This window comes from Nocardia sp. NPDC102475 (assembly GCF_055584605.1).
Window position 1 is genome coordinate 231,679 of sequence record NZ_JBVJLS010000003.1, and the last position, 15,189, is coordinate 246,867.

12 protein-coding genes are annotated in these 15,189 nt (G+C 65.5%); 3 read left to right on the forward strand and 9 right to left on the reverse strand.

Translation table 11 applies throughout. The annotated features are described in order from the left end of the window. Positions 1-18 precede the first annotated feature (18 nt). The 3 genes from ACZ60G_RS06730 to ACZ60G_RS06740 all read right to left on the reverse strand — a co-directional run bounded on the left by ACZ60G_RS06730 (position 19) and on the right by ACZ60G_RS06740 (position 3,275). Positions 19-252, reverse strand: a complete 234-nt coding sequence (locus tag ACZ60G_RS06730) for a helix-turn-helix domain-containing protein (RefSeq protein WP_465807906.1) — start codon at positions 250-252, stop codon at positions 19-21. Positions 253-405: 153 nt separating this feature from the next. Beyond that, on the reverse strand, positions 406-2,037 hold the full coding sequence (locus ACZ60G_RS06735) for an ABC-F family ATP-binding cassette domain-containing protein (protein WP_465807908.1): 1,632 nt from the start codon (positions 2,035-2,037) through the stop codon (positions 406-408). Positions 2,038-2,186: 149 nt separating this feature from the next. Continuing rightward, on the reverse strand, positions 2,187-3,275 hold the full coding sequence (locus ACZ60G_RS06740) for a phage tail tip lysozyme (RefSeq protein WP_465807910.1): 1,089 nt from the start codon (positions 3,273-3,275) through the stop codon (positions 2,187-2,189). A 154-nt stretch (positions 3,276-3,429) separates the two neighbouring features. On the opposite strand from ACZ60G_RS06740, the gene ACZ60G_RS06745 reads away from it, so the two are divergent. Further along, complete coding sequence (locus ACZ60G_RS06745; RefSeq protein ID WP_063043279.1) at positions 3,430-4,194, forward strand: SDR family oxidoreductase; 765 nt, start codon at positions 3,430-3,432, stop codon at positions 4,192-4,194. 56 nt (positions 4,195-4,250) lie between these two features. Here ACZ60G_RS06745 and ACZ60G_RS06750 read toward each other — a convergent pair whose 3' ends face one another. From ACZ60G_RS06750 to ACZ60G_RS06775, 6 genes are read right to left on the reverse strand one after another with little or no spacing between them, the layout of a single operon-like run. Continuing rightward, entirely contained in the window at positions 4,251-6,488 is a 2,238-nt protein-coding gene (locus tag ACZ60G_RS06750) for an MMPL family transporter (protein ID WP_465807912.1), read from the reverse strand. 20 nt (positions 6,489-6,508) lie between these two features. Next, positions 6,509-7,927 carry a cytochrome P450 gene (locus tag ACZ60G_RS06755; protein ID WP_465807914.1) on the reverse strand — a complete coding sequence of 473 codons (1,419 nt, stop codon included), beginning with the start codon at positions 7,925-7,927 and terminating at the stop codon, positions 6,509-6,511. A 13-nt stretch (positions 7,928-7,940) separates the two neighbouring features. Further along, the gene (locus tag ACZ60G_RS06760) at positions 7,941-8,993 is read right to left on the reverse strand and encodes an NAD-dependent epimerase/dehydratase family protein (RefSeq protein WP_465807916.1); all 1,053 of its coding nucleotides are present in this window, start codon (positions 8,991-8,993) and stop codon (positions 7,941-7,943) included. Then, positions 8,966-10,657, reverse strand: a complete 1,692-nt coding sequence (locus ACZ60G_RS06765) for a fatty acid CoA ligase family protein (RefSeq protein WP_465807918.1) — start codon at positions 10,655-10,657, stop codon at positions 8,966-8,968. The genes ACZ60G_RS06760 and ACZ60G_RS06765 overlap by 28 nt, the downstream gene beginning before the upstream one ends. Further along, positions 10,654-11,562: a hypothetical protein gene (locus ACZ60G_RS06770; RefSeq protein ID WP_465807920.1), complete on the reverse strand. Its 909-nt coding sequence runs from the start codon at positions 11,560-11,562 to the stop codon at positions 10,654-10,656. Before ACZ60G_RS06770 ends, ACZ60G_RS06765 begins: the two co-directional genes overlap by 4 nt. Position 11,563: 1 nt before the next feature. Further along, a complete protein-coding gene (locus ACZ60G_RS06775) occupies positions 11,564-12,601 on the reverse strand; it encodes a 3-oxoacyl-ACP synthase III family protein (RefSeq protein ID WP_465807921.1) in 1,038 nt (345 codons plus the stop codon). A gap of 460 nt (positions 12,602-13,061) precedes the next feature. Here ACZ60G_RS06775 and ACZ60G_RS06780 point away from each other — a divergent pair, with 460 nt between their 5' ends. Both ACZ60G_RS06780 and ku read left to right on the forward strand, forming a co-directional pair. Next, positions 13,062-14,165: a lycopene cyclase family protein gene (locus tag ACZ60G_RS06780; RefSeq protein ID WP_465807923.1), complete on the forward strand. Its 1,104-nt coding sequence runs from the start codon at positions 13,062-13,064 to the stop codon at positions 14,163-14,165. Beyond that, complete coding sequence (gene ku / locus ACZ60G_RS06785) at positions 14,165-15,130, forward strand: non-homologous end joining protein Ku (RefSeq protein ID WP_465807925.1); 966 nt, start codon at positions 14,165-14,167, stop codon at positions 15,128-15,130. The genes ACZ60G_RS06780 and ku overlap by 1 nt, the downstream gene beginning before the upstream one ends. Positions 15,131-15,189 lie beyond the last annotated feature (59 nt).

Sequence of the window (15,189 nt, forward strand, 5' to 3'; positions counted from 1 at the left end):
CATCCAGATCCAGGAACGCTACTGGCTCTTGCGGCGGTTCGCACCGCCACGACTGCGGAGCTGCACGTGCGACTCCACCAGCACGTTGTGGATGAAGCCGTAGGAGCGGCCGGTGGTCCGGGCCAGCGATCGAATACTGGCACCCGCCTCGTACTGCTTCTTCAGCTGGGTTTGCAAACGGTCTCGTGATTTCCCCGTGACGCGTGTGCCCTTACCCAGTGTGGCCTTGACTTGTGTGGGCCTGTCGCTCATGGCTTCCTCCGAGTCGCCGAGCCGCGTCTTTCCAGGCTAGACACTCGGGGAGCTGTGATCAACGGGTCTTTGTGATGAATATCACCGGAGATCCGATCCCGGGGAGGCGAAAACCCACCGCCCGCAACGAAACTCCGGCCGGATCACCCCGGATCAGGCCAGCTGAATCAGTTCCAAATATTCCGCCGACCAGTGGTCTTCCTGGCCGTCCGGCAGCAAGATCACCCGTTCCGGGGACAGCGCCTCGGCGGCACCCGGGTCGTGGGTGACCAGAACGACCGCGCCCGCATAGGTGCGCAGCGCGTCGAGGACCTGTTCGCGCGAGATCGGGTCCAGGTTATTGGTCGGCTCGTCCAGCAGCAGCACATTGGCCGCCGAGGAGACCAGCCCCGCCAGCGCGAGACGGGTCTTCTCACCGCCGGAGAGGGTGCCCGCGGGCTGCTCCAGCTGCGGTCCGGAGAACATGAACGCGCCGAGCAGTCCGCGCAGCTCCTGCTCCCCCGCATCCGGCGCGGCATGGCGGATGTTCTCCCACACCGTGGCCTGATCGTCGAGGGTGTCGTGCTCCTGGGCGAAGTAGCCGACTTTGAGCCCGTGACCGGGCACGAGACCGCCCGCCGTCGGCGTCTCCACCCCCGCGAGCAGACGCAGCAGCGTGGTCTTGCCCGCGCCGTTGAGACCGAGCACCACGACGCGGCTGCCGCGGTCGATGGCCAGATCGACGCCGGTGAAGATTTCCAGCGAGCCGTAGACCTTGGTCAGGTTCTCGGCCATCAGCGGGGTCTTGCCGCAGGTGGCGGGTTCGGGGAATTTGATCCGCGCGACCTTGTCGGCCACCCGCACCTCGTCGAGTTCGGCCATCAAGCGGTCCGCGCGCTTGGCCATGTTCTGTGCCGCAGTGGCTTTCGTGGCCTTGGCGCCGAGTTTGGCGGCCTGGGCGCGCAGGGCGCCGGCCTTCTTCTCGGCATTGGCGCGTTCGCGGCGGCGGCGCTGTTCATCGGTGGCACGCGCGTCCAGATATTTCTGCCAGCCCATGTTGTAGACGTCGGCCTCACCGCGCACCGCGTCCAGGAACCAGACCTTGTTCACCACATCGCCGAGCAGTTCGACATCGTGGCTGATCACGATCAGGCCGCCGTCGTGGTTCTGCAGGAAGCCGCGCAGCCAGGTGATGGAGTCGGCGTCGAGGTGGTTGGTGGGCTCGTCGAGCAGCAGGATGGTGTCCGAGCGCCCGCCGCTGCCATCGGAGGCGGCGAACAGGATGCGCGCCAACTCGATTCGGCGGCGCTGACCACCGGAGAGCGTGCGCAGCGCCTGGCCGAGTACCCGATCGGGCAAGCCGAGGCTATTGCAGATGCGCGCCGCTTCGCTCTCGGCCACATAGCCGCCGAGCGCCGAGAAGCGTTCCTCCAGCCGCCCGTATTTGCGCACCGCCTTCTCGCGTTCGGCGTCATCGACCACCTCGGCCATCAGCGCCTGCTGCTTCTCCATATCGCGCAGCAGGGTGTCCAGGCCGCGGGCGGAGAGCACGCGATCGCGGGCGAGTACGTCCAGATTGCCCTCGCGCGGATCCTGCGGGAGATAGCCGATATCGCTGGAGCGCAATATCTTTCCGGCGTAGGGCTCACCCTCACCCGCCAGAATGCGCAGCGTGGTCGTCTTGCCCGCGCCATTGCGTCCGACCAGTCCGATCCGGTCGCCGGCCTGCACCCGCAGCGCGGGCCCGGGGGCCGACAGCAGGGTGCGGACTCCGGCCCGGACCTCCAGGTCCGTCGCGGTGATCACAGGCTTCTCCTACGGGTACGTGGTGCTGGTCGGTTGCTGTTCGATTGTGCGACGCGAACCCGCACAAGAACCACCGATTTTACCTGGTGCCAGCGGTGCTTCCGACACCCCACGATCCAGGTGTGACCGCGCTAACTCCGCGATCGGCGCTAGGCAGCCACGCCGGCCATGCTGGAGGCGATGCTGGAGGCATTCGCGACGCGCTGTCCGCGGGCCTCGCCGGAGCTTCGTTCGTAGTACTGATCGAAGGCCGCCGCCGCGGCACCTGCCGAGTTCGCCGACTTGAGGTGTGCATACGCGTTCGATTCGGTGCCCTGCAGTTCGTGCATCATGAAATCGACTTGGGTATGCCAGTCGGTGACCGATTTGCCTTGCGCGGCGGCGAACGCCTCGAGATTCGCTCGTCGACCACCCTCCCACTGACACAGGCCGATGGCGCCTTCGCCCGGATTGTAGGCGCCGGTATCGAAGCCCGATTCGACCTGCATATTGCCCAAGATGCCCGCCGCTTGGGCCGGGGTGAAGCCCTTGCTGAGCAGGTACTGATAGATCTCGCTGGCTGTCGCTTTCTGACCTTTGCCAATGGGTTGCGCACTCGCGCTGTTGCCGAGACCTGCGGGTCCGCTGCTATTACGGCTGTTCCCACCGCTCCCGGTATAGGCGGGGAACTGGTTACCGCTACCGATCGAATTCGGGGCACTTCCGCTGTGGTCCGACTCCGGGTCGGTGACCTTTCCGGCGTTGTCATCCAATGCGTCTTGCGCGTCCGACACCGTTTTCGCCGTTTTTTCGACGGCCTTGCCGATCTTGTCGATGGCTTTCAACTGCAGCTCGATGCTGGAGTTCGGCGGCATATCAGTCAGATTCGGCAGATTCTCGTAACTCAGCTCCTGTTTGATTGTGGCCACGAGGCTTTTTACTTCTTTGGTCACGGTGTTGGATACGTCGGCCGATTTCGAGGCGATCTCGGCGATATTGCTGTCCAGCGAGTTCAGGTCGTCTCGGTATTTTGTGTCGTCGCTTTGCTTGGCATCGTACTTCGAGACGAGATCGCCGGACTTCAGCTGCGACTCCCCTAGGCCCTTCAGATCCTCGACCGTAATCGACTTCGCTGAACCGTTACCCACCGGCTTCACCAACTTCGCCAGTACCGTCTCCACGTGGCTGACGTAGGAGTCGACGATAGGCGCATCCGGACGCGAGGGCAGCGACGTATCGACAGATGTATCGTCCGTCATGCTCCACACCTTTCCGCCGAAACCCTGTCCGGCAGCGTAATCCGATGCGCACCGACGACTGTTGTCCGTACTCCCGCGGTTGGGAACACCGAGCTCGAGCGGGTCCGGTGTCCGAGAGCTCGACGATCCAGCTACTGCGGTAGCGTGCCATCACATGACGACCGATCTGTTGGGCAAGAGCGCACTCGTTTCCGGGGCCAGCCGGGGCATCGGCAAGGCCGTCGCGGCGGAGCTGCTTCGCCGCGGCGCAAATGTGCTGATCACCGCCCGCAAGCCGGAACCGCTCGAGGAGGCGGCCGCCGAGCTGCGGGCGCTCGGCCATCGGGGCGAGGTCAGCGCGCTGGCGGGCAATTCGGGTGATCCGGACAGCCGTGCCACCGCGGTGAGTCGGGTGGTCTCGGAGTTCGGCTCGCTGGACATCCTGATCAACAACACCGGTATCAACCCGGTCTACGGCTCGCTCATGGATGCGGATCTGGAGGCGGTGCGCAAGATCTTCGACGTCAATGTCGTCGCCGCACTGGGCTACGTGCAGGAGGCCTACAAGGCTTGGATGCGCGATCACGGCGGTGCGGTGGTGAATGTGGCCAGTGTCGCGGGTCTGCGTTCGACCGGCGTGATCGCGGCGTACGGCGCGTCGAAGGCCGCGCTGATCCGGCTCACCGACGAACTGGCCTGGCAGCTGGGTCCGAATATCCGGGTGAACGCGGTGGCGCCGGGCGTGATCAAGACCAAGTTCGCCGATGCGCTGTACTCGGCCGATGAGGAGCGGGCCGCGAGCGTGTACCCGATGAAGCGACTCGGCGCGCCGGAGGATGTGGCGCAGCTGATCGGATTCCTGGTCTCGGACGAGGCCAAGTGGATCACCGGTGAGACGATCCGCGTCGACGGCGGATTGCTGTCTACCGGCGGAATCTGAACCGTCCCAACAGAACTGATGGCCGTGCGGCGAATACCGCACGGCCGTCGGCGTTTCTATACCCTGGCGGGCTGGCGCAGATCTTCCGGATCGGGCAGTGACGGCGCGGACGGTCCTTCGTCGAATCCGAAACGCTCGTGCAGCTTTTCGAGCGGGCCGGGCGCCCACCAGTTCCAGTCCCCGAGCAGTTTCATCACCGCGGGCAGCAGGAAACCGCGAACCAGGGTCGCATCGACCAGCACCGCCAGCGGCAGTCCGATGCCGAAGGACTTCATGAAGGTGATGTCCGAGGCCAGGAATCCCAGGAACACCAGGGAGATCAGGACTGCGGCGGCGGTGACGATCCGGCCGATCTTCTCGAGCCCATGGGCAACCGCGGATTCGTTCTTGCCGGTGCGTTCGTATTCTTCGAGGATCCGTGACAGCAGGAATACCTGATAGTCCATGGCCAGACCGAAGGCGACACCGAAGAGCATGACCGGCACGGTCGGCGGCAGATCCCCCGTCACGGTGAAATCGAGCAGGCCGGACAGGTGCCCGTCCTGGAAGATCCAGACCAGCGCGCCGAAGGTGGCGGTGAGGCTGAGTGCGCTGAGCACGATCGCGACCAGCGGCAGCACCACGCTGCCGGTCAGCAGGAAAAGTACGACCAGCATGATGATCACCACGTAGGCCAGCGCGATGGGCAGCGCCGAGGTCACCGCATCGAGGGAATCGGCGCTCGCGGCCGCGATACCGCCGACCAACCGCTGTGCGGGTGCGGGCACGGCGCGCAACTCCTTGGCCACCCGATCCAGCAGCGCCGGATCGCTGGTGTCCGGTGTCACCGAAAGGTATGCGGCGTCCTTGGTTTCGAAGCGCGCGTGCTGCGCCATGGCCGGGGCGAGCTGCCCGCCGTGGGCGTAGCTGCCGGTGGCGGTGTCGACGCGACGGACATTGTCGATTTCGGAGAGTTTCCTGGCGTAGGCGTCCAGCCCGGATTTGCCCTCGGGCAGTACGACGAAAAGTCCATTGGTGTCGGTGGCGGCGAAGTCGCGCTGGATGGTCTCGGTGATCTGCCGGTTGTTCATCGACTCCGGCAATGCCCGCTCGTCCGGGAAGCCGAGTTTCACACCGAGGAACGGGGTCCCGAGCAGCAGCAGGAAGGCCGCGACCGCCAAGCCGATGGGCATCGGCTTGCGCATCACGAACACCGCGAGCCGATGCCAGAAACCCTCACCGGGCGCGGGACGCTGCGGACGGAAGAACCAGCCCAGTTGGCCGCTATCGATGCGGCTGCCGAGCAGCAGCAGAATCGCGGGCAGCACCGTCAGCGACACCGTCGCGGCGATCGCCGCGACCGCCAGACCCGCATAACCCATGGAACGCACCGCGAGCAGCGGGAAGAACAGCAGTCCTGACAGCGCGACCGCGACGGTGACCGCCGAGAAAGCCACGGTACGTCCGGCCGAACGCATGGTCGCGGCGACGGCAGGACCCGTTGCGGCGCCGGCGGCCAATTCGTCGCGGTAGCGGCTGATGATCAGCAGGCTGTAGTCGATCGCGAGACCGAGGCCGAGCAGAGTGGCGACATTGGTCGCGGTCGCGGCGAGATCGGTGACCAGGGTGATCATCCACAGCGCGCCCATGGTGATCATCACGGTCACCGCCGCGACGACCAGCGGCAGGCTGGCCGCCACCAAACCGCCGAATACGAACAGCAGGGCGATCAGGGTGATCGGGAAGGCGATGGATTCGCCGAGGACGGCGTCCTTCTCGCTCTGCTGCACCGTCTCGTGCAACAACATCGCGTAACCGCCGACGCGCACCTGCACCGGCCCGTGCGTGCCACCGTAACGATCCGCCAGACCGCCGACCTTCTGGTCGACCGCACCCTCCTCGCCGAGAATGCTCGCGACGATCAGCCCTGATTTGCCGTCGGCGCTGCGCAGCGCGGGCGACTTGTCCATCCAGTACGACATGACACCCGCGACACCCGGCTCATCCTTCAGCTTCAGCGCCAATTTCACTGCGGCCGTTGCCGATTCGGGATCGTCGACGGAGGTGTCGGTGTGCACCAGCAGCACGAAGTTCGGCGGCGCCTGCCCGAAGGTATCGCGCAAAATCTCGGTGGCCCGGCTGGATTCGCCGCCGGGATCGCTGTAGCCACCGCCCTGCACTTTGTGGAACAACGTCGAGCTGAGCATCCCCAGTATCAGCGCGAGACCGGCGAAGACGCCGAGAATCCACTTGCTGCGCTGCGTAGCGACTGCTTGCAGGTCGCTCGAAATGGTCAGCTTGGTCAGTTCGAACACCGCCACACCCTCATCACTCGTTAAGCCGCGCCGCGCTCGCTCCCTGACGAATCCGCGACGTGCCCGGTTTGCACCTTCCTGGCCACCACCCGCATCGGCAGATACTTCGGGTGCACCAGAGCGCCGATCACCGTCTCTTGCACCGCGATACCGGGCATCGGGCGCAGGCGCCAGCGCCCGCCGATCGTAGCAACCTGCAGGGCAACCTCGGTGAGCGAGAACACGTTTCCCGGACACTGCCGAGTGCCCATACCGAACGGCAGGTACGCGCCCTTGGGCCGGGACTCCATTGCCGCAGGCAGCCAGCGGGCCGGGTCGAATTTGTGGGGATTCGGGAAGATCGCCGGATCCCGGTGCACCGCAACGGGACACACCAGCAACATGGCACCCTCCGGCAACGCCTCGCCGCCGAGTTCATAGTTCGCGGGCACATCGCGGACGGTCAGCCACGGCGAGTACATGCGCAGAGTTTCGGTGACGATCCGTTTGGTCAGATCGAGCCGGCCGAGATCGGCGAATTCGGCCGGACGACCGCCGAGCACCGCGTCGATCTCCGCGTGGAAAGTGGCCTCCAACTCGGGATTTCGGCCCAGCTCATGGAAGACCCAGGACAGCGTCATGCCGGTCGCCTCGGTGCCGCCGACCAGGAAGTTGATCAGCTCGTCGTGCACCTGGGCATCGGTGAGCGCGACACCGTCCTCGTCACGGGCCTTGATCAGGGTGTCCAGCAGATCGCCGTGATCCAGGTTCGGATCGGCGGCCAGGTCCGCACGGTAGGCGGCGATGATCTTGCTGGTCGCCGACTTCATCCCGGCGACAAGGCCTTCGAAGCGGCGGTTGCCGGGCAGTGGCAGCTTGTCGATCCAGGCCGGGCGGGTGACGCGGCGGGCAAGCAGCGTCATGACCGGTGTGAGCATCTCGTGGATTTCCGCGCCGGTCTCCGCGCCGAGGTCGCCGCTGAACAGCGCCCCCGCGACGGTGCGCAGTGCCAGATCGTGCATCTCCGTATTGACGACCACCATTTGACCGTCGCGCCAGGCATCGGCCTGCTCCGCGCCCAGACGCGTCATCACGGTGGCGTACTGCGCGATGCGGCCGCGAGCGAAGGCCGGGGCGATCATTCGGCGTTCCCGCTTGTGCTGCGGGCCCGACAGCACCGTGACGCCGGCGCCGAGCAGCGCCTCCGCGCGATCGATCATCGCCCCCTGATCGGACAGACCGACGAAGGCCTCGCGGATCAGGTCCGGTTCGGTGACGACGTAGGTGTCGTAGCCCGGAATCTTCACTCGCACCACGGGTCCGAGGTCCGACAGCGTCTGCAGGAAGCGGTACGGCCTGCGCGCGAGGCGGTGAGAATGGCCGATGAGGGGTAGGGCCCCCGGTGCGGTCGGCACCGCATTCGTGCCGGTCGGGCGGTTGGTGAGCCGGGTGGTCATCATGCGAGTCTCCTGGTCATCCGCGAGCGATGACGGCGTCGACGCCGCCGATCTGGCCGACCCAGTCGACGTAGGCCGCCAGTCCGTCGGCTAGCGAGACCGTCGGCGCGTAGCCGAAATCCCGGGTGGCCGCGCTGGTGTCATAGGTACTGGAGACGGTCAGTGCCGCGGTGGTCCAGCTGGACAGCGGCGGCGCGAAGCGCTCCTTGATCGCCGGCACTCGCCATATGGTGTCGAAAACCACGATGGCGGCGTCGAATACCGGTTTGGGAATGGTGCGGGTCGGCGGCGTCAGGTCCAAGGCGACGGCGAGATCCTTGACGAACCTCCACAGATCGACATCCTCGAGATCGGCGAGGAAGTAGGCATTTCCCGCGACCTGATCCGAGCGCGCCGCCTGCAGACAGGCCTGCGCGGCATGCTCGCAGTAGGTGATCGACACCATGACGTTCTTGCCGCCGGAGAGGTCGGGCAGCCTGCCGGACTTCAACTTTCGAAGCAGCAGCGTCATCCAACCCGAGGAACGCGGTCCCCAGATCATCCGCGGTCGCAGCGCGCAGGTCACGAAATCCGGGGTGTTGGTGGCCAGGACGAGCTGTTCGGCGGCGGCCTTGGTCTGCACGTACAGACTCTTCGGGGCGGTCACGTACGGCTCGGACTCGTCGATGCCGAAGCGGTCGGTGTCATAGGAGGTCGCCACCGAGGGGCTGCTGACGAAGACGAACCGGCCGACACCGGCCTCCTGCGCGGCCTTCATCAGCCGCCGGGTGCCCTCGACATTGGCCTCCCAGAACTGCGCCCGACTGCCGACCTCGGCGACCAGTCCGGCACTGTGATACACCACATCGGCACCCTTACACGCGGTGACCAGCGCTTCGTAGTCGCCGAGATCGCCTGCCACCGTTTCGAGTTCGGGCACCGTCGAGAGGTAGCCGAGATCGCTCGACGGCCGGACGATGGCACGTACCTCATCACCGGCCGCCACCGCGGCGTCGACGAGATGGCTGCCGAGAAATCCGGTTGCCCCGGTGACCAATGCCTTCATGGCGTCATCCCCTTTCCGGCCCATACGGCCAACTCCTCGCGCCCGATCTTGGCGTTGTGCCTGATGTCGACCGGGAACCCGGGATGGGCGCGGAATACCTTGATGGACCTGGTGAATTCGCGCTCGCGCGCGATGAACCACAGCTCCCGCTGGACCCGCGAGATCTCGGATTCCGCCACCCCGGACCGCAATTCGAAGCACAGCACCGGGATCTGCGCACCCGGCTCGCCGACACCGACGAGCGCCGTGCGGTGCACGTCCGGGTGGGTATTGAAGATCTGCTCGCACTGGACGGTGAACAGGTCACCGGCCGCGGTGCGGACCCGCTGCGCCGAGCGGCCACAGAACCATAGCCGACCGGACTCGTCCTGCCAGGCCAGATCGCCGACGCGATGCCAGCGGCGCACAGAGCCGTCCGGGCAGGTTTCGTCGATCTTGTTGCGGGCATCGGCGGCCGGGTCGCGGTGATAGGCGGTGCTGACTTGCGCACCGGTGGCGACGATTTCGCCGATCTGCGCCTGCGGCAGCACGAGATCTTCACGCCAGGTGGGGATTTCGTCATCGGAGACGGCGATGATCCGCACTCTTGTATCGCTGTCGGATTCCGCGATCGGGCGGCCGACGCAGGTGCCCGCGCCCTCGGCGGTCTGCTTGCGGGTTTCGTCGAGTTCGGACCATTCGAGGGTGGTCAGCGGCAATGCCTCGGTCGCACCGTAGGTGGTGAAGACGCGCGCGGACTCACCGAGAGCGGCCCTGACCCCTACCAGCGCATCGAGGTTCGCGGGCGCACCCATCGAGATCACCCGAACCAGACTCGGCAGCGTGATCCCGGTTCTTGTCAGATATTCGCCGAGCGGACCGAGCAGGGCGGGCGATGCGGTGATATCGGTGGCATGGAAACTCTGGACCACATCGGTGAGCAGTGCCGGATCGGCCTTGGATACCCGCACCGGATCGACCGGCCCGAGCACCACATGCGCACCCTGCAGCAGATCGAAGATGCCGAACAGGGGTACCGAGGTCAGCGAGACGAAACCCGTTGGGCGGCCGTGCAACTGCTCGATCACCCGCAGCGAGGCCGCGAATCCGGCCCTGGTGAACTCCACCCCCTTGGCCGGTCCGGTACTGCCGGTGGTGAAAGCGATCATCAGCAGATCGTCGGGCGCATGGGCGATTTCGGGTGCGGCCGCACCGGGCGTCTGCCGCATGGCGAGCAAGGTGTGCCCACCCCAGAACGAACGTCCGGCCGTCACATGCACCCGCACCGAACCGAAGGTGCGCCGCGCCGCCAGCCGCACCAGATGAGCCAGCGGTATGCCGATGAACGCCTCCGCACCGACACTGCGGAAGCAGTGCAGCATGCGACGCACGCCCATACCCGGATCCACCACCACCGGCACCGCGCCGACCCGGAACAGCGCGAAGATCACCGCGAACAGATCGGGATCGGGTCTGACCATGACAATGGTCTTGACACCCTTGCTGATTCCGATCCGTTCGAAGGCCGCGGCATAGGCCTCGACCCGCGCGCCGAGTTCAGCGAAGGTCAGCACCGCGAATCCGAGATCCGTTGCGCACCCGGCACGTTCGGGATGCGCGACGGTCGGATAGCTGATGGCGGGCAGGTCGGCGCGCTGCCGGATCTGGTGCTCCAGCAGCGCGCTCAGATCTGCGGGCTCCTGGCTCACCCCGCACCGCCGGCGGGAACGGTGTAGCTCACGCAGCCGGCGATCGGACCGGATCCCGCGGCGACCAGGAGCAATTCGTCACCGGCCGACAGTTCACCGGCCTCGAGCAGCTGGTGGTAGCCGATGATCAAACCCGAGCTGCCCGCGTCCAAGTCGCCGGTCGCGGCCTGATGGGTTCGGACGAAACCGAATTCGCTCGCCAGGGTGGTCGCGAAGTCGGGCGCTGGGTTATTGGTGACCAGCACGCGCTGCCTCTCCGGACGTTCGGCCAGGTACGGGCGGACCGCGGCAAACGCTGCGCCGCTGACCAATTCGGCGTAATCGTCGGCGATATCGACAGTGATCGAGCGCTGTCCGTCGTTACCCATTGCCTTCAGATCGAGGTACCCGGCGATACCGGGATGGGTGCCGACCGCGCGCGGCAGCGGCGCCGGGATATGCACGCGGTCGAAGCCGGTGCCCTCATCGATCCCTTTGGTCACCAGCAAGGCGGCACCGACCGCGGCATAGCGGAAGCCGGCCGATGCGTGTTCGACGCCGCCGGGGTGGGCGTCGCTGCCGACGATCAGCACCTGCTCGACCGTGCCGTTCTCCAGCAGCGCACCCGCGGCCTGCAATGCGTTGAGCACGCCGCAGGCCCCATTGCGCAGATCGAGCGAGAATCCCGCCCGCGAGGAGCCGGCCTGGTAGTCCAGGTGCATCCCCAATTCCTTCTGGATCAGCGCCGCATTGGACGGTTCGACGATGTTGCTGTCGCGGTAGACGCCGACATTGATCAGCACGTCGATATCGTTCGGCTCGACGCCCGCGCCCGAGAGGCACGCCCCGGCCGCCCGCACGGCGTGGTCGATGGAACCCAGGGTGGGGTCGCCGCTGACGGCGGACCGCCGAATAATGAACGTCATTTCATCCCACCAATGCGCTGACAGTTGCCGAAAGGACACCGAATACCATTCCGGAGGCCGTCGGCACGAAACAGATTTTGGCGCCCTTCGGGATCTCGCCTCGGGAAATGTAGTCGTGCAGCACCAGGAAATGCGTACTTGCCCCGGTGTTGCCATACTTTTCGACGGTCGCCAGCCGAGGCGGCATCGCGGTGCCGTGAATCTTGCCGCCGGATTCGGCGAGCTTCTCGGTGAATCCGACGCCGAGCTGGTGGAACACGATGAAGTCGAACTTCTCGTCGGCGAATGTGGTGCCGCGCTTTGCGAGGATGTCGCGATGGAATTTCGCCCATGTTTCCCGGCGCGGCGCGGCTTGCATGGTGAGATTATCGGTCAACATGATCATGTTCTCGCTGGCATCGCTCGGTTTGGCAATACACAATGGCGAGAACTCGGCACAGGTCGTCAGATCGACGTAGTGCAGCACGTCTTCCTCGTCCACCGCGGGATCCAGAATGATCGCGACCGCGGCATCGGCGAGCGTGAGTGCGGCGAACTGTGGATCGCGCACATCGACGGCCTCGGCGAGTGCACCCTCGGTCACCGGCGAGATCACCTCGGGCGTGACGACCATGCCATTGCGCACCACCCCCGCGCGAATCAGATTGTCCAGCAGATAGATTCCGGTCATGGTGCCGCCGCAGGCATTCGCCACGTCATAACCGGACGCATTGACCGCGCCGATGCGCCGGGCGATCTCCTGTGACGCCGACGGTTCGAAGACCATGTGGAATCCGTCGTGCACGGTGGTGCCGCCGCAGATGATGATGTCCAGGTCGGCGGCAGCCAATCCGGACTTCGCCAGCGCGTCATGCGCGGCCCGCGCGCCGAGGGTCAGGGTGTCCTCGCTGGTGCGGTCGACCATATAGCGATGACCGATGCCGGTAATTCGCTCGACGTCGAACTCGCCGCCGCTCGTCATCCGACTCAGTACTTCCGAAGTGGTGTATTCGCCGGCCGGAAGGGCGGCTCCCAGGGCGCGTAATCGGGAAGAATTCACCGTAGCGGTCCTTTCGACAGAGACGGGCAGCACGAACTCCCCGGCTGGCATGACAATGGCCGCGGGCAGATGATGCGGGAATTCCGTTCCACGCGATCGCGAGAACAGAAGGTTCCGAAAACAACATTGATTTCGGTAATCGGATCCGGATTGCCCGACCCTGGGCAATCCGACTGACAACGCCGAGCATACGGCGCACCGGACAATGTGACCAGCCAGATGACAGCACGGGTGCTACTGGCGAGTCACATCGCTGCTGGAAAAGCGAGATCTGACATGATCGCATTATGAAGAATGTCACCGTCGATATCCGTGAACTATCACAGCGCAACGGTGACCCGGCCGCCCGGCAGTAAGCTCCGCACGACCGACGAACCGCGCCGACAACGAAGGGGTCCGCCCTGCACACCACCGAACTCGCTGTGCCACACCGGCATCCGCGTTCCGCATGGGAAATGCGATGACCGCGGACCTCATCGTCTGCGGACTCGGACCCGCCGGCCGCGCGCTCGCGCACCGCTGTCTCGCGCACGGAATGTCGGTCACCGCAATCGATCCGGTGCCGGATCGACGCTGGTCGGCAACGTATGCGGGGTGGTACGACGAGCTGCCGGGATGGCTGGATCCTTCGGTCATCGCCACCACCGTGGAGCATCCGAAGGCCTGGGGTACGAGGTCGCATCGACTCGACCGAACCTATGTCGTCTTCGACTCCGCGCGGTTACGGGATTCGCTGAATCTCGACGGTGCACAAATAGTTACCGATCGGGTTGTCGAAATTCGGCACAACACAGTGACTTTGGCTTCGGAAACAATATTCAGCGCAAAACGTGTTATCGACGCACGAGGAATTGCCCGCTCTCCCGAACTCGCCGAGCAAACCGCGTACGGCATGGTCGTGCGACGCGACGCCGACATCGAACCACTGTTCATGGACTGGCGCATGGACAACGGCGCGGAACCCGATGCGCCACGGTCGTTTCTGTACGCGGTGCCACTGAGCGCGGAGACGATGCTGCTGGAGGAGACCTGCCTCGCCGGACGCCCCGCCCTCGACACCGCGGTACTGCGCGACCGGCTGCACCACCGGTTGCGCTCGCGCGGAATCGAACTCACCGGCACCGAACCGATCGAGCGCGTGCGTTTTCCGGTGCAGGGCGGCCACCCCGGACAGCGACGATTCGGCGCGGCGGGCGCATTCACCCATCCCGCAACGGGTTACAGCGTCACCGCCTCGCTCGCCGCCGCCGACACCGTCGCCCTCGATGCGACGGCATGGCCTGCCCGGGCGCGAGCGGTACACGCGTTGCGGTCGGCGGGCCTGCGCGCACTGCTCGCACTGCCGCCCGCCGACCTTCCCGTCTTCTTCGACGCCTTCTTCACCCTGCCACCGGAACAGCAACGGGCCTATCTATCGGGCCGCACCGATCTCGGCGGCACCGTCGCCGCCATGCGCACCCTCTTCGCCGCCCTGCCCGCACCGCTGCGTCGGCGCGTCGCGACCGCGACACTCGGGATTCCGATTCGCTCGCCTATTCGAATGGGTTCGTCCATGATGGAGTAATGGCACGAGCTATCTGGAAGGGCTCGATTGCGTTCGGGCTGGTAAACGTCCCTGTCAAGGTTTATACGGCTACCGAGGACCACGACATTCGGTTCCACCAGGTGCATGCCAAGGATGGTGGCCGGATCAAGTACGACCGCGTCTGTACGGTCTGCGGCAAGTCCGTGCAATACGCCGATATCGATAAGGCCTATGAATCCCCCGAGGGTGACAAGGTCATCCTGACCGACGAGGACTTCTCGAAGCTGCCCGCCGCCGAGAAGCACGAGATTCCGGTGCTGCAGTTCGTACCCAACGACCAGATCGACCCGATCCTGTTCGAGAAGAGCTACTACCTCGAACCCGACTCGAATACCCCCAAGGCCTACGTCCTGCTGGCGACCACACTGGAACGCATCGATCGGACCGCGCTCGTACACTTCACGCTCCGACAGAAGACCCGGCTCTCGGCACTGCGGGTGCGCGACGGCGTACTGGTGCTGCAGACGCTGCTGTGGCCCGATGAGGTCCGCGCCGTCGATTTCGAATCCCTGGACGGCGTCGCCGAGCCGAAGCCACAGGAGATCAAGATGGCCGAGACGCTGGTCGAGACCATGTCCGATGATTTCGATCCCGAGCAATACACCGACGAGTACCAGATCGAGCTGCAGAAGGTGCTCGACGAGGCCATCGCCAGCGGCACCGGGAAGGTGGTCAGTCAGCCCGAGGAGGCGCCCGCCGCGATGGACGCCGAGGTCGTCGACCTGGTGGCTGCACTGCAACGCAGCCTGGAGGCCAGTGGACGACGGACCGCCGAGAGTTCGGGCAAGACAGCCGCCAAGCCCAAGGCCAAGGCCGAACCGGCGAAGAAGGCTACCAAGGCAGCGGCCACCAAGTCTGCGGCCACCACGTCTGCGGCCAAGAAGACCGCCGCCAAGCCCGCCAAGAAGACCGCGAAGAAAGCAGCGGCCCGCAAGGGCGCATAACCGACAACTCACCACCACGAAGCCGTACACCTCGTGGTCGCTCACCTCGGTGGCCGAAC